This window comes from Streptomyces sp. NPDC107522, assembly GCF_055657525.1.
On the sequence record NZ_JBVKAU010000001.1, the window covers coordinates 1,061,584 to 1,080,193 of the forward strand.

Annotated in this window: 15 protein-coding genes and 2 pseudogenes; 15 read left to right on the plus strand and 2 right to left on the minus strand. The window is 73.9% G+C overall.

What is annotated here, in order from left to right; all coding sequences use genetic code 11:
• Window positions 1–182 precede the first annotated feature (182 nt).
• From ACZ7L6_RS04890 to ACZ7L6_RS04945, 12 genes and pseudogenes are all read left to right on the plus strand, one after another.
• The gene (locus tag ACZ7L6_RS04890; RefSeq protein WP_471920513.1) at window positions 183–1,169 is read left to right on the plus strand and encodes an NAD-dependent epimerase/dehydratase family protein; all 987 of its coding nucleotides are present in this window, start codon (window positions 183–185) and stop codon (window positions 1,167–1,169) included.
• Between the two features lie 54 nt (window positions 1,170–1,223).
• The gene (locus tag ACZ7L6_RS04895; RefSeq protein WP_471920514.1) at window positions 1,224–2,858 is read left to right on the plus strand and encodes a carbamoyltransferase family protein; all 1,635 of its coding nucleotides are present in this window, start codon (window positions 1,224–1,226) and stop codon (window positions 2,856–2,858) included.
• Window positions 2,855–3,859, plus strand: coding sequence for a glycosyltransferase family 2 protein (locus ACZ7L6_RS04900; RefSeq protein ID WP_471920515.1), 1,005 nt, complete (start codon window positions 2,855–2,857; stop codon window positions 3,857–3,859). The genes ACZ7L6_RS04895 and ACZ7L6_RS04900 overlap by 4 nt, the downstream gene beginning before the upstream one ends.
• The gene (locus ACZ7L6_RS04905; protein ID WP_471920516.1) at window positions 3,856–4,455 is read left to right on the plus strand and encodes a D-glycero-alpha-D-manno-heptose-1,7-bisphosphate 7-phosphatase; all 600 of its coding nucleotides are present in this window, start codon (window positions 3,856–3,858) and stop codon (window positions 4,453–4,455) included. Before ACZ7L6_RS04900 ends, ACZ7L6_RS04905 begins: the two co-directional genes overlap by 4 nt.
• Entirely contained in the window at window positions 4,452–5,459 is a 1,008-nt protein-coding gene (locus ACZ7L6_RS04910) for a glycosyltransferase family 9 protein (protein ID WP_471920517.1), read from the plus strand. Before ACZ7L6_RS04905 ends, ACZ7L6_RS04910 begins: the two co-directional genes overlap by 4 nt.
• Window positions 5,456–6,418 carry a glycosyltransferase gene (locus tag ACZ7L6_RS04915; protein WP_471920518.1) on the plus strand — a complete coding sequence of 321 codons (963 nt, stop codon included), beginning with the start codon at window positions 5,456–5,458 and terminating at the stop codon, window positions 6,416–6,418. Before ACZ7L6_RS04910 ends, ACZ7L6_RS04915 begins: the two co-directional genes overlap by 4 nt.
• The gene (locus ACZ7L6_RS04920; protein ID WP_471920519.1) at window positions 6,415–7,647 is read left to right on the plus strand and encodes a glycosyltransferase; all 1,233 of its coding nucleotides are present in this window, start codon (window positions 6,415–6,417) and stop codon (window positions 7,645–7,647) included. Before ACZ7L6_RS04915 ends, ACZ7L6_RS04920 begins: the two co-directional genes overlap by 4 nt.
• A pseudogene (locus ACZ7L6_RS04925) lies at window positions 7,644–8,213 on the plus strand (D-sedoheptulose-7-phosphate isomerase); the annotation flags it as partial. The gene ACZ7L6_RS04920 and the pseudogene ACZ7L6_RS04925, both read left to right, overlap by 4 nt.
• 263 nt (window positions 8,214–8,476) lie before the next feature.
• A complete protein-coding gene (gene rfaE2 / locus ACZ7L6_RS04930; protein WP_471920520.1) occupies window positions 8,477–9,928 on the plus strand; it encodes a D-glycero-beta-D-manno-heptose 1-phosphate adenylyltransferase in 1,452 nt (483 codons plus the stop codon).
• A gap of 281 nt (window positions 9,929–10,209) precedes the next feature.
• Entirely contained in the window at window positions 10,210–11,352 is a 1,143-nt protein-coding gene (locus tag ACZ7L6_RS04935; protein ID WP_471920521.1) for a glycosyltransferase family 9 protein, read from the plus strand.
• A 122-nt stretch (window positions 11,353–11,474) separates the two neighbouring features.
• Complete coding sequence (locus tag ACZ7L6_RS04940; protein WP_471920522.1) at window positions 11,475–12,320, plus strand: glycosyltransferase; 846 nt, start codon at window positions 11,475–11,477, stop codon at window positions 12,318–12,320.
• A pseudogene (locus tag ACZ7L6_RS04945) lies at window positions 12,317–13,239 on the plus strand (glycosyltransferase family 2 protein). The gene ACZ7L6_RS04940 and the pseudogene ACZ7L6_RS04945 overlap by 4 nt, the downstream one beginning before the upstream one ends.
• Before the next feature lie 51 nt (window positions 13,240–13,290).
• Here the strand turns inward: ACZ7L6_RS04945 and ACZ7L6_RS04950 are convergent.
• Window positions 13,291–13,479, minus strand: a complete 189-nt coding sequence (locus tag ACZ7L6_RS04950) for a hypothetical protein (protein ID WP_471920523.1) — start codon at window positions 13,477–13,479, stop codon at window positions 13,291–13,293.
• 337 nt (window positions 13,480–13,816) lie between these two features.
• Between ACZ7L6_RS04950 and ACZ7L6_RS04955 the strand changes: the two genes are divergently transcribed.
• The 3 genes from ACZ7L6_RS04955 to ACZ7L6_RS04965 all read left to right on the plus strand — a co-directional run bounded on the left by ACZ7L6_RS04955 (window position 13,817) and on the right by ACZ7L6_RS04965 (window position 16,969).
• Window positions 13,817–15,052, plus strand: a complete 1,236-nt coding sequence (locus tag ACZ7L6_RS04955) for a polysaccharide pyruvyl transferase family protein (RefSeq protein WP_471920524.1) — start codon at window positions 13,817–13,819, stop codon at window positions 15,050–15,052.
• Between the two features lie 75 nt (window positions 15,053–15,127).
• Complete coding sequence (locus ACZ7L6_RS04960) at window positions 15,128–16,579, plus strand: FAD-dependent oxidoreductase (protein ID WP_471920525.1); 1,452 nt, start codon at window positions 15,128–15,130, stop codon at window positions 16,577–16,579.
• 57 nt (window positions 16,580–16,636) lie between these two features.
• Window positions 16,637–16,969 carry a hypothetical protein gene (locus tag ACZ7L6_RS04965; RefSeq protein ID WP_471920526.1) on the plus strand — a complete coding sequence of 111 codons (333 nt, stop codon included), beginning with the start codon at window positions 16,637–16,639 and terminating at the stop codon, window positions 16,967–16,969.
• On the opposite strand, the gene ACZ7L6_RS04970 is transcribed toward ACZ7L6_RS04965, so the two are convergent.
• A complete protein-coding gene (locus tag ACZ7L6_RS04970) occupies window positions 16,966–18,585 on the minus strand; it encodes a right-handed parallel beta-helix repeat-containing protein (protein WP_471920527.1) in 1,620 nt (539 codons plus the stop codon). The genes ACZ7L6_RS04965 and ACZ7L6_RS04970 overlap by 4 nt on opposite strands.
• Window positions 18,586–18,610: the final 25 nt, after the last annotated feature.

An 18,610-nucleotide genomic window follows, 5' to 3' on the forward strand; every position in this document is an offset into this window, starting at 1 on the left:
CGACCCGCCGAAGCGGCTCTGCTGCTCAGCGCAGTCCGCGACATGTTCTTTCACTCTCGCCCATAGCTCGGGAAAGCCCACCGAGGCTTTCCGTGGCTCTCCGAATCCCCCTTGTGCCGCGCCGAACGGCGTGTGCCGGGCCCCATCGCCCGGCGCCTTCGGGCGCGGACGAAGGATGATCCATGAGCGCTAATACGACATGTACATGGCAACGCGCGCTGGTGACGGGCGGCGCCGGCTTCCTCGGCAGTCACCTGTGCGAACGGCTGCTGAATTCAGATGTCGAAGTCGACTGCGCCGACAACCTGTCCTCGGGGTCGCGCGAGAACATCGCGCACCTCGAAGGCCGCCGCGGCTTCCGGTTCGTCGAGTGCGACGTCTCGGCCCCCGACGCCCCCGAGCGGCTGCCGGGGCCCTACGACCTCGTCCTGCACTTCGCGTGCCCGGCGTCACCGGCCGACTACCTGCGGTTGCCGCTGGAGACACTCGACGTCGGAAGTCTGGGCACGCGCAACATGCTGGCCGTCGCGGAGCGTGACGGAGCCCGCTTCCTGCTCGCGTCGACGTCCGAGGTATACGGCGATCCGCTGGAGCATCCGCAGCGCGAGGACTACTGGGGCAACGTCAATCCGGTCGGCCCGCGCAGTGTGTACGACGAGTCCAAACGGTTCGCCGAGGCACTGGTCACCGCTCATGTGGGCGTCAGGGACGCCGACGCGGGCATCGTCCGCCTGTTCAACACGTACGGACCGCGCATGCGCGCGCACGACGGGCGGGCCGTCCCGACCTTCGTCAGTCAGGCACTGGCCGGCGAACCGCTGACGGTGGCGGGGGACGGCCGGCAGACCCGGTCCCTGTGCTACGTGGACGACACCGTCGACGGTGTCCTGCTGGTCGCGGCGAGTCACTCGGTGCGCCCCGTGAACATCGGCGGCACCGACGAGGTCACGGTCGGCGAGATCGCCCACCGCGTGGTCGAACTGACCGGCTCCTCCTCCCGGATCGTGTACGTCGACCGCCCCACCGACGACCCGCAGCGCCGCCGCCCCGACACGGCCCTGGCGCGTGAACTGCTGGGCTGGACGCCCCACGTGCCCTGGGAGGAGGGCATCAAGCAGACCATCGCCTACTTCGCCACGGCACCGTCCGCGGGTGAACCGGCCCCGTAGGCGGACAGCCCCTTCCGGTACGCCCCCTTCCCGTACGCCGCACGGAGGCAACGCATGCGAGTCCTGGGAATCAACGCCCTCTTCCACGACCCCGCCGCCGCTCTCGTCATGGACGGCAGGATCGTGGCAGCGGCGGAAGAGGAGCGCTTCAGTCGGCGCAAGCACGGCAAGCGGCCCGTCCCCTTCTCCGCCTGGGAACTGCCCGAACAGTCCGCCCGATGGTGCCTGGAACGGGCCGGCCTGACCCCGTCCGACCTGGACGCGGTCGCCTACTCCTACGACCCCGAACTCGCCCGCCCCGCAGAGCAGTTGGGCGTGTACGACCCCTGGGACCACCTGCGTCAGGAATACGCCCGCCGCGCCCCCGAGTTCCTCGCCGAGGCCCTGCCCGGACTGGAGCCGGACAAGGTCCGCTTCGTCGCCCACCACGTCGCCCACGCCGCCTCCGCCGGGCAGGCCGCCCCGTATCCCGACAGCGCCGTCCTGGTGCTGGACGGCCGCGGTGAGTGCGGCTCCCACCTCGCCGGCCGGTACGCGAACCGCGAACTCACCGTGCTGGGCTCGCAGTCGCTGCCCGACTCGATGGGCCTGTTCTACGAGGACCTCACCCAGCACCTCGGATTCCTGCGCAGCAGCGACGAGTTCAAGGTGATGGCGCTGGCGTCCTACGGCACACCGCGCTTCCTCGACCAACTGCGGGAGTACGTCCACCTGGACGGCCAGGGCGGCTTCCGGGCCCGCCCCGTCCCCTGGGGGACGCTGGTCCCGGCCCGTGTGCCGGGCGGCGCGTGGACGCAGGACCACGCCGACATCGCCGCCGGCGCGCAGGCATGCCTGGAGGAGGTCCTGCTCGGCCTCGCCCGCTGGCTGCACGACCGTACCGGCGAGGACGTGCTGACGCTCGCGGGCGGCGTGGCGCTCAACTGCGTTGCCAACACCCGGCTTTACCGCGAGACGCCCTTCCGCCGTGTGTGGGTGCAGCCTGCCGCCGGCGACGCGGGCACCGCCCTCGGCGCCGCGCTCCATGTCGCGAACCAGAAGGAAGCCGTGGAAGCCATGCCGACCGCCGCTCTCGGCCGCGGCTGGAGCGACGACGACCTGCGCGCCTGGCTGGAACGCGCGGCCGTGCCCTACGAGGAACCCGACGACATCGCCGAGACCGTCGCCGCGGAACTCGCCGGGGACGGCATCGTGGCCTGGTTCCAGGGCCGTAGCGAATACGGTCCCCGGGCACTCGGCCACCGCTCCCTGCTCGCCCACCCCGGCCGCGCGGCCAACCTGGAACGCCTCAACGCCGTCAAGGGCCGGGAGGAGTTCCGCCCCGTCGCGCCCATGGTGCTGTCCGAGCGGGCCGGGGAGTTGTTCGACGGGCCGCTGCCCAGCCCCTACATGCTGTTCGTGCACGACGTCGCCGAGGAGTGGCGGGACCGCATCCCGGCCGTCGTCCACGTGGACGGCACGGCCCGCATCCAGACCGTGGACCGGCAGGACGAACCCCTCGTCGCGCGCATGATCGAGGGATTCGAGCGCCTCACCGGACTGCCCGTCGTGGTCAACACGAGCCTCAACACCGCCGGACGGCCCATGGTCGACGATCCGCGGGACGCCCTGGAGTGCTTCGGCTCCGCGCCCGTGGACCTGCTCGCCCTCGGGCCGTTCGCGATCCGGCGGAAGAAGGTGTTCGCATGACGGACGCGCCCGCCTACTCCGTCGTCGTCCCGACGATCGGGCGGCCCTGCCTCGCCGACTGCCTGCGCGCGCTCGCCGCGGCCGGCGGCCACCCGCCCGACGAGGTCGTCGTGGTCGACGACCGCCCCGACCCCACCGGCCCCCTGCCCCTGGAGGCGGCCGACGGGCTGCGGGTCAGGACCTTGCGCACCGCAGGACGCGGCCCGGCGGCCGCCCGCAACGCAGGCTGGCGCACGGTCCGTACGCCCTGGACGGTCTTCCTCGACGACGACGTACAGGTGCTGCCCGACTGGTCCCGCCGCCTCGCGGACGACCTCGGCGCGGCCGGCGCCTCCACCGGCGGCATCCAGGGACGCCTGCGCGTGCCGTTGCCCCAGGACCGCAGGCCCACCGACTGGGAGCGCGGCACGGCCGGACTGGAGCACGCCGCCTGGGCGACGGCGGACATGGCCTACCGGACCGCGGCACTGGAGGAGGTCGACGGCTTCGACGAGCGGTTCGGCCGCGCCTTCCGGGAGGACGCCGACCTGGCACTGCGCATGCACGAGGCCGGGTGGTCGCTGCACCGGGGAGCGCGGACGACACGCCACCCGGTGCGGGAGGCCGACCGCTGGGTGTCGGTGCGGGCCCAGCGGGGCAACGCGGACGACGCCCTGATGACCCGGCTGCACGGCCCCGACTGGTGGGCGCGCGCCCAGGCCCCGCGCGGACGGCTGCCCCGGCACGCGCTCGTGACGTCCATGGCGCTCACGGCACCCGCCCTCGCGCTGACGGGCCGGCGCCGCGCGGCCGGCGTCGCGGGAGCACTGTGGGCGCTGGGCACCGCCGAGTTCGCCCTGGCCCGCATCAAGCCCGGACCGCGCACCCCCCAGGAGATCACCACCATGGTCGCCACCAGCGTGGTCATCCCGCCGCTGGCGATCCGGCACTGGCTCGACGGCCTGATACGCCATCGCCGGGTCACGCCCCGCACGGGCACGCCCCTCAGGAGCACGCCGTGAACCCGCGCACCGCGGACCGCGTCCGGGTCGCCGCCGTCCTCTTCGACCGCGACGGCACCCTCGTCGAGGACGTCCCCTACAACGCCGACCCCACGCGCGTCCGCCCGCTGCCCGGCGCCCGTCAGGCACTGGACCTGCTGCGCGCCGCCGGCATCCCGACCGGCGTGGTCAGCAACCAGTCGGGCATCGGCCGCGGACTGCTCACCGACACCGACGTCCGCCGCGTCAACGACCGCGCGAACACCCTGCTCGGCGGTCTCGACACCTGGGTCTACTGCCCCCACCCGCCCGAGGCCGGCTGCGCCTGCCGCAAACCCCGCCCGGGGCTGGTCCTCGAAGCCGCACGACGCCTGGGCGTGCCCCCCGCGGACTGCGTGGTGATCGGCGACATCGCGGCCGACGTCCAGGCCGCACGCGCCGCGGGCGCCCGGGGCGTGCTCGTGCCCAACGTGGCGACCCTGCAGGGCGAGGTCGACACCGCACCCAGCACCGCCCCCGACCTGCTCACGGCGGTCCGGCGGCTCCTCGCCGAGACCGAGACCGAGTCCGAGAGCGAGACCGAGAACGAGACCGAGACGCGGGGTGATCACCCGTGAAATCACTGGTCGTCCGCCTCGACAGTTTCGGCGACGTACTCCTCGCCGGACCCGCGGTCCGCGCCGTCGCCGCGCACTCCTCCCACGTCACCCTGCTGTGCGGCCCGCGCGGCGAACCCGCCGCGCACCTCCTGCCGGGCGTGGACGAGGTGATGGTGTGGGAGTCCCCGTGGGAGGGCTTCGACCCGCCCACCGTTCAGGAGGCCGACGTCGACGGACTCGTACGGCGCCTGAAGGACGCGGCGTTCGACGCCGCGCTCGTGCTCACCTCCTTCCACCAGAGCCCCCTGCCCACCGCCCTGTTGCTGCGCCTGGCCGGCGTCCCCCGCATCGGCGCCGACAGCGTCGACCATCCCGGACGCCTCCTCGACGTACGGCACCGGCGGCTCCCCGGCCGCCACGAGGTCGAGGCCGCCCTCGACACCGCCGCCGCCATGGGCTTCCTGCCGCACCCCGGGGACGACGGCAGACCGCGCGTGCTGCCGCCGCCCGACACCATCGCGCTGACCGGCAACGGCCCGTACGTCGTGCTGCACCCCGGCGCCACCGCGCCCGCCCGCGCCTGGAGCCCCGAACGCTGCGCCGAGGCCGTCGAGTTGCTCGCCGACGTGGGCCACCGGGTCGTCGTCACCGGAGGGCCCGAGGAGGCCGGTCTCACCCGGAGGGTCAGCGGCGACACGGCCGTGGACCTCGGCGGCAAAACCGCCCCGCGCACGCTCGCCGGAGTCCTGCGCACCGCCGACGCAGTCGTGTGCGGCAACACCGGCCCCGCCCACCTGGCAGCGGCCGTCGGCACACCGGTCGTGTCCCTGTTCTCCCCGGTGGTCCCGGCGGAGCGCTGGGCGCCGTACGGAGTGCCGAGCGTGCTCCTCGGCGACCAGAACGCGCCGTGCGCGGACACCAGGGCCCTGCACTGTCCCGTACCAGGCCATCCGTGCCTCGACGAGGTCACGGCCCACGACGTGGTGGCCGCGGTGCAGAAACTCATGGGGGAGACCACATGAACATCCTCGTCTGGCATGTGCACGGATCCTGGCTGACGTCGTTCGTCCAGGGGGCGTACACCTTCCTCGTCCCCGTGACCCCCGACCGGGGCCCCGACGGTCTGGGGCGCGCCAGAACATGGCAATGGCCGCCCACCGTACGGGAGTTGAGCCCCGCCGAACTGCGCGAGGCAGACATCGACCTGATGGTGCTGCAAAGGCCGCACGAACTCGAACTGGCCCGGCAGTGGACCGGCCGCTGCCCCGGTGTCGACGTACCCGCCGTGTACGTCGAGCACAACAGCCCGCACGAGACGCCCGTCGACACCCGGCACCCGCTCGCCGACCGCACCGACATCCCCCTCGTGCACGTCACCCACTTCAACCGCCTGATGTGGGACAACGGCCGGGCCCCCACCACGGTGATCGAGCACGGCATCGTCGACCCCGGCCACCTGTGGACCGGCGAGGAGCCGCGCGCCGCGGTCGTCGTCAACGAGCCCGTACGGCGCGGCCGTACGACAGGAACCGACCTGCTGCCGGAGTTCTCCGGCGCGGTGCCGCTGGACGTCTTCGGCATGCGCACCGAGGGGCTGGGCGACCACCTCGGGCTGCCCCCCGACCGCTGCCGCAGCCGCGACCTGCCGCAGAACCGCCTGCACCCGGCGATGGCCCGCTGCCGCATGTACCTCCACCCCGTCCGGTGGACGTCGCTCGGACTGTCCCTGCTGGAGGCGATGTTCCTCGGGATGCCGGTCGTGGCCCTCGACACCACCGAGGTCCGCGAGGCCGTCCCGGACGGCGCCGGGGTCGTCTCGAACCGGCTCGACGTACTCAAGGACGCCATGCGCGGGTTCCTCGCGGATCCCGCCGACGCCCGGCTGACAGGGGAGGCCGCCAGGGCCGCGGCACAGGCCCGCTACGGAGAGCGGCGTTTCCGGGACGACTGGGAGCGCCTGATCAAGGAGGTCACCCGATGAGCACCAGCCACCCCTCGGCCGGCCGTGTCGCCATGGTCTCCGAGCACGCCAGTCCGCTGGCCGCGCTCGGCGGGCCGGACGCGGGCGGGCAGAACGTGTACGTGGCGCAACTCGCCGGGCGACTGGTCCGCCGGGGACACGAGGTCATCGTGTACACGCGGCGCGACGACCCCCGGCTGCCCGAGCGGGTCACCACGCCCGACGGGTTCCAGGTCGTCCATGTGCCCGCCGGACCGGCGGCTCCGATACCGAAGGACGAACTCCCGCCGTACATGCCGGAGTTCGGTGACTTCCTGGCACGCCAGTGGGCGACCGAGCCACCCGACGTGGTGCATGCCCACTTCTGGATGTCCGGATGGGCGGCCCTGGCCGGGGCGCGCGGCCTCGGCATACCCGTCGTGCAGACCTACCACGCGCTCGGCACCGTCAAGAGGCGCTACCAGGGCGCCGCCGACACCAGCCCGCCCGAACGCATCGCGATCGAGACCGCCGTCGGCCGCGAGTGCAGCCGCATCATCGCCACCTGCAAGGACGAGGTGGCCGAACTGGAGGCCATGGGACTGTCCCGGCAGCACATCTCCGTCGTCCCCTGCGGTGTGGATCCCGTGCAGTTCGCCCCGGTCGCCGCCCCGCCCCGGCCGGCGTCCGCGCCCCGGCGGCTGCTCTCGGTCGGCCGGCTCGTCCCGCGCAAGGGCTTCGACCGCGCGATCCGCGCCCTGGCCGACGTCCCCGACGCCGAACTCCTCATCGCCGGCGGCCCGGAAGCCGCCCTGCTCCTCGCCGAACCCGAGGCCGAGCGGCTGCGCGCGATCGCCGAGGAGTGCGGTGTCGCCGACCGGGTGACCCTGCTCGGCGGGGTGGGCCGGGAGGAGATGCCGGGGCTGCTGTCCAGCGCCGACCTCGTGCTCTCCCTGCCCCGCTACGAGCCGTTCGGCATCGTCCCGGTCGAGGCCATGGCCTGCTGCGCGCCCGTCCTCGCCACCGCCGTCGGCGGGCAGCTCGACACCGTCGTCGACGGCATCACCGGCGTCCTCGTCCCGCCCGACGACGACGACATCAGCGGAACCGTCCGCCGCCTCCTGGCCGACCCCGACCTGCTCGCCCGCTACGGCACAGCCGGACGCCGCCGTGTCCTCGCCCGCTACACCTGGGACCGCGTGGCCGACGGTGTGACCCGTGCCTACAGCGCGGTCTCCTCGGTGCCCTCACTCTCGGGAGCCGTCCGATGAAACTTGCCACCGACGTCACGCACTGCGACGACCTGATGAAGGCACTGGAAGGATTCCGCGGCTACGCCGCGCCCGTGGTCCGGCGCTGGGGCACCTCGCTCGCCTCCCGTCTCGGCGCGGGGGCCCGCCTCCTCGTCGCGGGCAACGGCGGCAGCGCCGCCCAGGCCCAGCACCTGACGGCCGAGCTGGTCGGCCGCTACCGGGACGACCGCCCGCCGTTCTCCGCCCTCGCCCTGCACGCCGACACCTCCTCCACGACCGCGATCGCCAACGACTACGGCGTCCAGGAGATCTTCGCCCGGCAGGTCGCGGCGCACGGCCGCGCCGGGGACGTCCTGATGCTGCTGTCCACCAGCGGCGCCAGCGGCAACCTGCTCGTCGCGGCGAGCGAGGCCCGCCGCCTCGGCATGACGGTGTGGGCGCTGACCGGCCCGGCGCCGAACCCGCTGGCGGGCGGCGCCGACGAGGCCCTGTGCGTCGAGGCGGCGACCTCCGCGACCGTGCAGGAGCTGCACCTGGTGGCCGTCCACATGCTCTGCGAGGCCTTCGACCAGGCGGTCGAACGGCGGGAGTCGGCCCACCGGCGGTGTCTGGCCGACGCCCGGGATGAGACGGCGGAGGACCGGTACTGGGCCGTCGGAACCGGGGCGGCACCCGAGGAGCGGCATTGGGCCGACGGGCGGCGCGCGGCGGCCGGGAGCCGACGGTACTGGGGCGCCGGAACCGAGGCGGCACCCGAGGAGCAGCACCAGTCCGACGGGCGGCGCGAGGCGGCCGGGAGCCGACGGCCCGGGGAGCGCTGGGCGCTGCTCCTGGAGGAGGACGGCACATGACCGCCCCGGCCGCACTGCTGGTCGTCGGGGACGCCCTCCTCGACCACGACGTCTCCGGCCGGGTCGAACGCCTCGCCCCGGACGCGCCCGTACCGGTGGTCAGCGGACCCCGCCGCACCACCCGCCCGGGCGGTGCCGCGCTCGCCGCCTGCCTCGCCGCGGCCGACGGCCGACCCGTCACCCTGGTCACCGCGCTCGGCGACGACCCGGACAGCGCGGCGCTGCGCGAGCTCCTGGCCGACCGGGTCGAGCTCGTCGAACTCCCGCTCACCGGGGCGCTGTCCAGCAAGACCCGCGTCCTCGCCGACGGCCGCCCCCTGCTGCGCCTGGACGACGGCGAGGGAAGGGCCGGAGAAGCAACCGAGCAGGCATGCAGGGCGATCGCCGAAGCCGGAGGCGTCCTCGTCGCCGACTACGGCCGGGGCACCGCCGACGTGCTGCGCGAGGCGCTGGCGGACGCGGCGGCGCGGGTACCGGTCGCCTGGGATCCCCATCCGCGGGGACGTCCGCCGGTGCCGGGGGTGCGGCTGGCGACGCCGTCGGCTGCCGAGGCGCACGCCTTCGCGGGCCGGGGCACCGACGCCGGGGAGGACCGGCACGGCAGCGAACTGCACACGGCGGCCCAGGACGCCGCCCGGCTCGTGCGCGCCTGGCACGCTGCCTCCGTCGCCGTGACGCTCGGCGGGCGCGGGGCGCTGCTGTCACATGGCGAGACACCGCTGCTCGTGCCGTCGCCGGTCACGGCCGAGGGCGATGCCTGCGGCGCCGGGGACCGGTTCGCGGCGACCGCCGCCGGGCTCCTGGCCGACGGGGAGCTCGTCGAGACGGCCGTACGGGGAGCCGTGCACGCCGCCACGCGTTACGTCGCCGAGGGCGGCGTCCGTTCCGCAGCCGTGGACACCCGACCGACCGAGCCCCCGGCGCCGTCCGACGCCGAGCCGACGGACGACGCGCTGCGCACGGCGGCCCGGGTGCGGGCAGCGGGCGGAACCGTCGTCGCCGCCGGCGGCTGCTTCGACCTGCTGCACGCCGGCCACGTCGCGCTGCTCCAGGCCGCCCGGCGCACCGGGGACTGCCTGGTCGTGTGCGTCAACTCCGACGCGTCCGTACGCCGCCGCAAGGGCGACGGCCGCCCGCTCGTCCCTCAGGCGGACCGCATCCGCGTCCTGCGCGCACTGGAGTGCGTCGACGCGGTAGCCGTGTTCGACGAGGACACACCCGAACGCCTCCTCGCCGAACTGCGCCCGCACATCTGGGCCAAGGGCGGCGACTACGCCCTGACCCGCCTGCCCGAAGCGGCCCTGGTCGAGAGCTGGGGCGGCCAGGTCGTCCTGTTCCCCTACCTCGACGGCCGCTCCACCACCGGCATCGCCGAACGGGCGGCACTGTCCCCGCGAACGGCGGGTGTACCGGCGAAGGTCGCGAGCGCCGGACGGAGGCCGCGGTGACCGGCGGCCACCGTGTCACGGCCGGACGGGCTCGGCGTGGCCGTCGGCGGCCGTGCCCAGTCGGTCTACGGCGTGGGGGCGGAGTGAGTGCCGAGCGGGCGGCTGTGGCCCCGCGAACGGCGGGGGTACGAGCGAAGGTCGCCGGCAGCGGACGTAGGTCGCGGTGACCGGCCGCGACGGCGTCATCGCCGGGCCGGATCGGCCTGCCGGCCGTCGGCGGCCGTGCCGAGTCGGCCCACGGGGTGTGGGCGGAGTGAGTGCCGAGCGGAAGGAGACGGACGGTGATCGATCCGCCGGAGCGGCGTCGCGCGGTGAGCGGGGCCGAACTGGGCGCGGAACGCGTGGAGGCGTCGATGTCCGGGCCACCGCGGCGGCACCGTCAGGATCCACTCGGCCCTGGGACCGGCGGGACGGCCGGATCCCGCGGCGAGCGGATCGAGGTGACAGCCAACGGGCCGTCGCAGGGGCGCCGCGTGCTCGTGCTGCGGGCGCTGGGGCTGGGAGACCTGCTCGCCGGTGTGCCCGCCCTGCGGGGCATCCGGCGGGCCTTCCCACAGGATCACGTCGTGCTGGCGTTGCCGCCGGCCCTCGCAGAAGCCGCCTCGGCCACCGGAGCGGTCGACAGCGTCCTGCCGGCCGAGGCTCCGGGACGGGGCGTGCCAACGCTCGAACATTGGGTCGGCTCGCCGCCGGACATCGCCATCGACCTGCACGGAAACGGGCCCGAGAGCCGCGACGCCCTGGCCGCGCTCCACCCCCGCCGGCTGCTGGCGCACGCCGCCGAACCCGCGGACGACCCCGTCCGTCCTCCCGTGTGGCGGCCGGACGAACACGAGCGTGAGCGGTGGTGCCGCTTCCTCGGGGCGTACGGCATCTCCGCGGACCCCGACGACGTACGGCTGCCCCCGCCCGCCACGCCGTCCCCGGCGCCCGGCGCCGTCGTCGTCCATCCCGGCGCCGAGTCCGCCGCCCGGCGCTGGCCGGCCGAACGGTACGCCGGCGTCGTACGGCGGCTGCGCACCCTCGGCCGGCGGGTCGTCCTCACCGGCGGCCCCGCCGAGGACGCGCTGGTCATGGAGGTCGCCGCACACGCCGGCCTGCCCGCGCGGGACCTGCTGCGCGGCGGGCTGCCGTTCGGCGAGCTGTCGGCGCTCCTCGCCCGTGCCGCGCTCGTGGTCAGCGGCGACACCGGCCTGGCGCACCTCGCGGTGGCCCACGGCACACCGTCCGTGACGCTCTTCGGACCGGTGTCGCCGCGGCTGTGGGGCCCACCGCGCGCGCAGCGCCACATCGCTCTGTGGAAACCCGGCCCGCCGGGGGACCCGCACGGAGACGTCCCCGACCCGCAGCTGCTGCGGATCGGCACCGACGAGGTGGTCACCGCCGCGCTGAGCCTGCTGCGGCCCGTTCCGACAACCGCGTAGCCACGCAAGGGAGATGACGTTCGTGGCCTACCAGTCCGCCCCCCCACGCGCCGCCCGGCCGGGCGGACGGCCCCGACGGGCGTGTCACGGTCGCGGTGATCACCCGCGACCGTCCCACGAGCGTGCTGCGCACGCTGGACGCCCTGGCCGCCATGCCCGAGCGGCCCGCGGTGATCGTGGTGGACAACGGCTCCGACGACGAGACCAGCACCGCGGTGCGCCGGCACCCCGCGGCGGCCCGACTGCTCAGGCCCAGCGAGAACACCGGAGCCCTCGGCCGCAACCTCGCCGTACGGCACGCGCGGACGCCTTACGTCGCCTTCAGCGACGACGACTCGTGGTGGACCCCCGGCGCGCTGCGCCAGGCGGCCGACCTGCTCGACACACACCCCCGTCTCGGCCTGGTGGCCGCCCGCACACTCGTCGGCACAGACGCGGCCGACGACCCGCTCAACGCCGTCCTCGCGGACTCCCCCCTGCCGGACGAACCCGACCTGCCGGGCCGTCCGGTGCTCGGCTTCCTGGGCTGCGCCTGCGTGGTGCGCCGGGACGTCTTCCTCTCGACGGGCGGCTGTCACCCGCTGCTCTTCTTCGGCGGGGAGGAGACCCTGCTCGCCTACGACATGGCGGCCGCAGGCTGGGGCGTGACGTACGTACCGTCGCTGACGGCACGTCACCTCCCGGAGCCGGGCGGCCGCGACGGCCGTAGCCACCTGGTGCGCCGCAACGAAGTGCTGACCCTGTGGCTGCGCCGTCCGCTCCCGGTGGCCATGAGGGCCAGCGCGCGTCTCGGGACCTCGGCCGTCACCGGCGAGCCCGGCGCCCGAAGGGCGCTGCGTGAGGTACTCGTACGCTGGCCCGCCGCCGTCACGCGGCGCCGGCGGCTGCCGCAGCACGTCGAGCAGGCCGCCCGGCTGCTGGCCGGGGACGGCGCGCTCGCACCCGCGGAGGGGAACCGGCCGGCATGAGCGCACGGAACGCGGCGCCCGGCGGTCCGGACGGCCGTACGACCGTGGTGGTGATCACCCACAACCGGTGCGTGGAGCTCCTGCACACCCTCGGCCGCCTGCGGGAGCTGCCCGAGCGACCGCACGTCGTCGTCACCGACAACGCCTCCACCGACGGAACCGCCGAGGCGGTCCGGCGCGACTTCCCGGAGGTCGTGCTGCTGCGGCCCGGCCGCAATCTGGGCGCGGTCGGACGCAACCTGGCCTTGCGCCGGGTCCGTACGCCCTACGTCGCCTTCTGCGACGACGACACCTGGTGGGAACCCGGCAGCCTCCGGCGGGCGGCGGACCTGCTCGACGAGCGGTCGCTCCTCGCGGCGGTCACCGCGCGCATCCTCGTGGAGCCGTCCGGCACGGAGGATCCGGTCGTCCAGGAGCTCAGGGAGTCACCGCTGACGGGCCCCGACTGGTTGCCGGGCCCGGCCCTCGGGTCCTTCCTCGCGGCCGCCACCGTCTGCGCACCGAGGCCTTCAGGGCCGCAGGCGGCTTCCATCCGGGCCTGTGGCTCGGCGGTGAGGAGGAACTGCTGGCCACCGACCTGCAGCGGCAGGGCTGGTGGTTGAGCCACGCCGAGGACCTGACGGTTCATCACAGAGCTTCGGAGCTGCGGGACAGCACGGCACGCCGGATCCTCGGCCTGCGCAACACGCTCTGGTTCACCTGGTTGCGCCGCCCGCTCCTGCCGGCGCTGCGGCGTACGGCCCACCTGATGGCCACCGTCCCCCACGACATGGCCTCGGCCCGCGCCTTCGCCCACGCGGCGGCCGGCCTGCCCTGGGTACTGCGCCAGCGCGACCCGGTGCCACCGGAGATCGAGGACCGGGTGATGGCACTGCAGCGCGCCCGGCGTTCGTCGTCGGCGCGCAGATACGTCGGGTGAGCCACGCCGGCTGAGCGGTCGTCGGGGAAGCCGTGCGTCGGCGTGGCGGCGTCAGGAACCGGTACCGGGGACCTCGGTGTCCGGCACCTCGGTGGCTTCGGTCGTCGCCTCGTCGTCGTCGCGCTCGCCCTCGGCCTGGGAGGGCGTCGTGTACTCCGGAGTCGGATGGTGGGCCCAGGGGGTTTCGGCGTCGTCGCGCTCACCCTCGGCCTGCGACGGGGTGTGGTGGCTCACGCTCATCGTGGTCCTCCTGCGCACAGGGGCGGCCGGTCCGCCCTCCTCCGGACGGGGGAGGGGCCCGGCACCGTCGAGCGCGGAACCGGGTACCCCCCTCGCCGAGGGGTGACACGGTGACGTCCGCCGGTGTCGCCCTCGCCTGGCGGGTTACCCGTCGAGCAGCGTGGTCCAGCGACGGAAAGGACGAGTGGTGCGGGAGCACCCATACTGTCTCTAAAGGCCCGGGCGCTCCGGGCCCGACGACCGGCGTGTGGCCGGCCTCGGCAGACCCGGCTCGCAGTCTCTCGGCGAGGAGCCGTCCTCGTGTGTCCCGCCCGCCTCCTTCGAACGGGAGTCCCGGATGACGATCAACCAGCACCCGTCGCCCGTCTCGCCGGATCTGCGGATCGGCCTGCTCGGCTCGTACGGCGGGTGCAACATGGGCGACGAAGCGATTTTGATGTGTGTTCTGAGCTGCCTGCGCGCCCATCGGCCGCATGCGCGGCTCGTCGTCTTCAGCCGGAACGCCGAGCACACCCGCACCCATCAGCCGCAAGCCGACGAGGTGATCGACTGGGAGGGCGTCCCGCAGAAACCCGTCCTCGACGCCCTCGGCGGACTGGACCTGCTGGTGCTGGGCGGCGGCGGAATCCTCTACGACGGTGAGGCGCGGCGCTATCTGCGGCTGGTGAAGGCGGCTCACGAACGCGGTGTGCCCACCTTCGCCTATGCGGTCGGCGCGGGCCCGCTGCGTGAGGCGGACGACCGGGAAGCCGTGCGCACCGTGCTGCCTGAGATGACCGAGGTCGTGGTGCGCGACGAGGAGTCCCGCCTCGTCCTGGAGGAGGTCGGCGTCGAGTGCGAACTCACCGTCACTGCCGACCCGGCGCTGCTGCTCGCACCGGAACCCTTCACCGAGCAGATGATGCGGCAGGAGGGCCTCCCCATCGGCGCCCGGCTGGTAGGGATGTCCGTGCGCGAGCCCGGCCGCGCGGCGGAGAAACTCGACGAGGACGACTACCACGCGCTGCTCGCCGACGTCGCGGACTTCCTCGCCCGGCGGCTGGACGCCCACGTGGTCTTCGTGCCGATGGAACGCCAGGACGTGCGGCACGCCCACGGCGTGCTGTCCCGGATGAGCGCCCCGGACCTGGGCCGCATCCTGCACAACTCCTACAGCCCCGGCCAGGTCCTCGGCTTCATGAGCCACCTGGACATGGTGGTCGGCATGCGCCTGCACGTCGTGATCTTCGCCGCGCTGTCCGGCCTGCCCGTGCTGCCACTGCCGTACTCCGGGAAGGTCTTCGACTTCGCCCGCCGTACGGGGGCGCCCGCCCTGGTCGGGGTGGCGCGGGAGCAGGCCGGGCTCCTGCTCGCCGAGGTGGACCGGCTCTGGGACGAGTTCCCGCACCGGCAGGCCGACCTCACCACCAGGGTGCACGGGCTGCGGGCCCTGGCCCGGGAGACCTGCGCCCGCTGCGGAGCCCTGCTGGACTCCATCGACGGCGGCGCACACGACACACGGCGGGCCGAGGACGCCGACCTGATTCTGACCCCGGGCTCCGCGACGGCCGACCTGAGGGACCACGGGGCGTGACGCCGGGACACCGCAGGCCGTGGGCCCGGGAGGGAGCGCGCCGTCCGCAACCGAACCCAGTCGACGGGAGAAGCGATGCCGATCCTGGAACCACCCCGCCCCGCCACGACCGTCACCCTGCCACCGCGAGCGGCCCGCCACGGGGGCCGCACGGACGTCCTGGTCGTCGGCGGCGGACCGGCCGGCACCGCCGCGGCCTATGCGGCGGCCGACGCCGGGGCCGACGTCGTACTGGTGGAGCGCTACGGCTTCCTCGGCGGCAATGCCACCGTCGCGCTGGTGATGCCGCTGATGTCGTTCCACAACGAGAAGAAGCAGGCGGTCTTCAACGAGGACGGCAACAACAGCCGACTGCTGCCGACCGACCACGGCGAGGGCGAACCGGTGGTGGCCGGGTTCCTGTGGCTCCTGCTGGACCGGCTCACCGCACGGGGCGGCTGTATCCCGCCGTCCCCGGACACCGGCTACACCGTGCCGTTCGACCCGGAGATCTACAAACTCGTCCTCCTCGACCTGATGGACCAGGTGGGCGTGCGGATGCTGTTCCACTCCTTCGCCTCCTCCGCGCTGCCCCTCGACGACGGCTGGCGGGTGGTTTTCGAGACCAAGTCCGGGCCGGTGGTGATCGACGCCGGAGTCGTCGTGGACGGCACGGGGGACGGGGACATCGCCGCGGCCGCCGGGGCGCCGTACGAGATCGGCCGGCCGGAGGACGGGCTGGTGCAGCCGATGACGCTGATGTTCCGCGTGGTCGACTTCCTCCAGCCGCTCTTCTCCGAGTACGTCAGCGAGCATCCCGACCAGTGGCGGGGCGTGCACGGGCTGTGGGACCTCGTCCAAGAGGCCACCGAGGCGGGCGGACTGCGCCTGCCCCGCGAGGACATCCTGTTCTTCGGCACCCCGCACCCCGGCGAGGTCAGCGTCAACAGCACCCGCGTCACCAGGGCGCTCGGCACAGACGTCTGGGACCTCAGCCGCGCCGAGTACGTCGCGCGCCGCCAGATGGAACAGATCGACCGCTTCCTGCGCCGCAAGGTGCCGGGCTTCAACAAGTCGTACGTGGCCCAGAGCGGCGTCCAGATCGGTGTACGGGAGACCCGCCGCATCCTCGGCGACTACCACCTCACCGGCCACGACATCCTCGCGGCGCGCTCCTTCCCGGACGCGGTCGCGCACGGCGCCTACCCGGTCGACATCCACAACCCCAGGGGCAGCGGCACCGTCCTCAAACGCGTCCCGCGCGGCCACTTCTACGACATCCCCCTGCGCTGTCTGCTGCCCCGGGACACCGACCGCCTGCTCGTCGCCGGCCGCTGCATCTCCGGCTCCCACGTGGCGCACTCGTCCTACCGCGTCATGCCCATCTCCATGGCCACCGGCCAGGCGGCCGGCGTCTGCGCCGCCCTGTCCGTGCGACTCGGCCGCAGCCCCCGCGAGGTCCCCTACCACCTCGTCCAGCGCGCGCTGCGACGCCAGGGCGCCCACCTGCGCCTGGAACCCCGGGAACCGGTGCCACAGCGGCGCTGACGCCGCACGCACACCCCGGCTGCGGAAGCGATGCTCGTGGCCTGGTTCACTGGCGGGGTGACCACTCCCTACCCTGACGGCGTCTTCGCCGGCGGGTGGATCTTCGACACCAACCTGCGCCCGTTCTGTGAATCAGTCGCTGCGTTCGCGGAATACGACTTCGACGACTCGGACTGGCAGGCCGTCGAAACCGCCCTGCCGGGAACAGACGTAGAGCGGGCCGAGTGGTACGACCACCCCCTGTCGGGCCAGGTGCCGCTGACCCTGTTCGTCGCGGCCGACCCGGGCTCCTGCGTGGTCTTCGTCAGCGTCGCCGGAGAACCCGACGCCCCTACGAAGGCCCGGATCGAGGCGGCGCTGCACATCTTCGCCTGGTGGCAGGTGGCCTAGGGGCCGGTGTCGTTGTCGCGCCAGCGGCCGCCGTGGGGTGCCGTGTCGAAGCGGGTGGCCGAGGACGCGTTGCCGCCGAAGTCGTTGCCGATGACGCGACCGCCCGTCCAACGGCCGGCATGGGTGATCCACACGCCGTGCGTCTGCGTCCTGGGCTGCTGGTCGTCCCAGATCCGGTTGCTGCTCACCTGCGCTCCGGCGACGGCCGCCGCAGCGGTGAGCCCGGCTCGCGGGCCCGGGGAGTCCGGCAGCCGGTAAGCGGAGCCCGCCTCGGGTGTGCCGTCGGTCCACGCCGTGCCCGCGCCCGGGCGCATGGGGGCCAGGGCCAGTCGGGTCGACGTGTTGAACGTGACCAGCGCGCTCTGGCCGTCGACCGTCAGCCGCTTGCCGCGGTGCCCGTCCGGGGGCCAGTCGGCGTTCTCGTCGGTCAGGGACAGGCTCGTGAAGTGCACGCCCTCGCCACCGCCGGAGGCCGCAGGCGCGGCACGCCGGCCGTTGTTGCGGATGCGGTTCCCCATGATCGCCGGGTCGCGCAGGTCCGCGTCGATGCGGATGCCGTCGAGCGCGTTGTCCCGGATGTCGTTGGACTCCAGCACGAGGTCCGCGACCGGCTCCTGGTCGCCGCCGGCGAGGTTGTGCTCCCAATAGCCGTAGCGGCCGTTGTTGCTGATGCGGTTGCCGCGGAAGGCGTACGGGCCCGGCGTGTTCCCGAACCCGATGCCGTCGCGGACGTTGCCGTCGATCACACAGCCGGTGACGATGCCGCCGCGTCCGCCGACACCCGCGGTGCCCTGGGAGGACACGTCGAACCCGGCCTGATGGTTGGAGACCATCGTCGAGGAGGTGACGACCAGACCGTCGGCGCCCCAGTCGGAGATGCCGAACCGGTTGTCCTCCGCGTGGCAGGCGGTGATGCGGATGCCTCGCGGCGGCGGCCACTCCTCCTGCTGCAACTCCACGAAGATGCCGTTGGTGCCGTTGCCGAGCGCGGTGCAGGCCGTCAGCGTCAGCCGTTCGACCATGCCCCAGCCGCCGATCCCGATCCCGAGACCCGCACCCCCCATCTTGTCGCCGGGGTCCTGCCGGCCGCAGCGGGCGGCCAGCACGCCCTCCACCACCGTGTCCTGCAGGAAGTCGCAGCCGAAGCCGGTCGCCGCGGTGTCGTGGATGTACAGGTCGCTGAAGCGGCCGCGCAGCACGTACTGCAACCCGAGCCCCTTGGCCAGGGGGTCGTACTCCTCCGTCACCACACCCGAGCCGTCGATCTCGAAGTGCGCGAAGGTCACGTCCTCGATGTGGTGGTCCGGGCCTGCTCCGTGCAGCTGGGAGGTGAACCAAGCCAGCGGCACCGGTGTCGTCGGGGCGTCGGGATTGCCCAGGACGAAGCAGGTGGCGCCCCGCCCGGCCCCGATCAGCGACACCCCGCTGCGCCATACGACGGCCTGGTTGCGGATCACGTAGCGGCCGGGCGGGGCCTGAATGACGCGAGGCCGGCCGTCCGCCTCGCACGCCGCCCCCAGCGCGTCCACCAGCTTCGCGAGCGCCGGCTGGTCATTGGTCGTACCGTCGCCGACCAGACCGTGCGCCTGGGCGTCGACGGTCAACGGCATGGACATCGTGCCGCTCCTCTCGAAGGAGCGC

Coding starts and splice junctions, on each gene's coding strand:
- ACZ7L6_RS04890 (WP_471920513.1), top strand. CDS start 183: ATGAGCGCTAATACGACATGTACATGGCAACGCGCGCTGGTGACGGGC.
- ACZ7L6_RS04895 (WP_471920514.1), top strand. CDS start 1,224: ATGCGAGTCCTGGGAATCAACGCCCTCTTCCACGACCCCGCCGCCGCT.
- ACZ7L6_RS04900 (WP_471920515.1), top strand. CDS start 2,855: ATGACGGACGCGCCCGCCTACTCCGTCGTCGTCCCGACGATCGGGCGG.
- ACZ7L6_RS04915 (WP_471920518.1), top strand. CDS start 5,456: ATGAACATCCTCGTCTGGCATGTGCACGGATCCTGGCTGACGTCGTTC.
- ACZ7L6_RS04920 (WP_471920519.1), top strand. CDS start 6,415: ATGAGCACCAGCCACCCCTCGGCCGGCCGTGTCGCCATGGTCTCCGAG.
- rfaE2 (WP_471920520.1), top strand. CDS start 8,477: ATGACCGCCCCGGCCGCACTGCTGGTCGTCGGGGACGCCCTCCTCGAC.
- ACZ7L6_RS04950 (WP_471920523.1), bottom strand. CDS start 13,479: ATGAGCGTGAGCCACCACACCCCGTCGCAGGCCGAGGGTGAGCGCGAC.
- ACZ7L6_RS04955 (WP_471920524.1), top strand. CDS start 13,817: ATGACGATCAACCAGCACCCGTCGCCCGTCTCGCCGGATCTGCGGATC.
- ACZ7L6_RS04960 (WP_471920525.1), top strand. CDS start 15,128: ATGCCGATCCTGGAACCACCCCGCCCCGCCACGACCGTCACCCTGCCA.
- ACZ7L6_RS04970 (WP_471920527.1), bottom strand. CDS start 18,585: ATGTCCATGCCGTTGACCGTCGACGCCCAGGCGCACGGTCTGGTCGGC.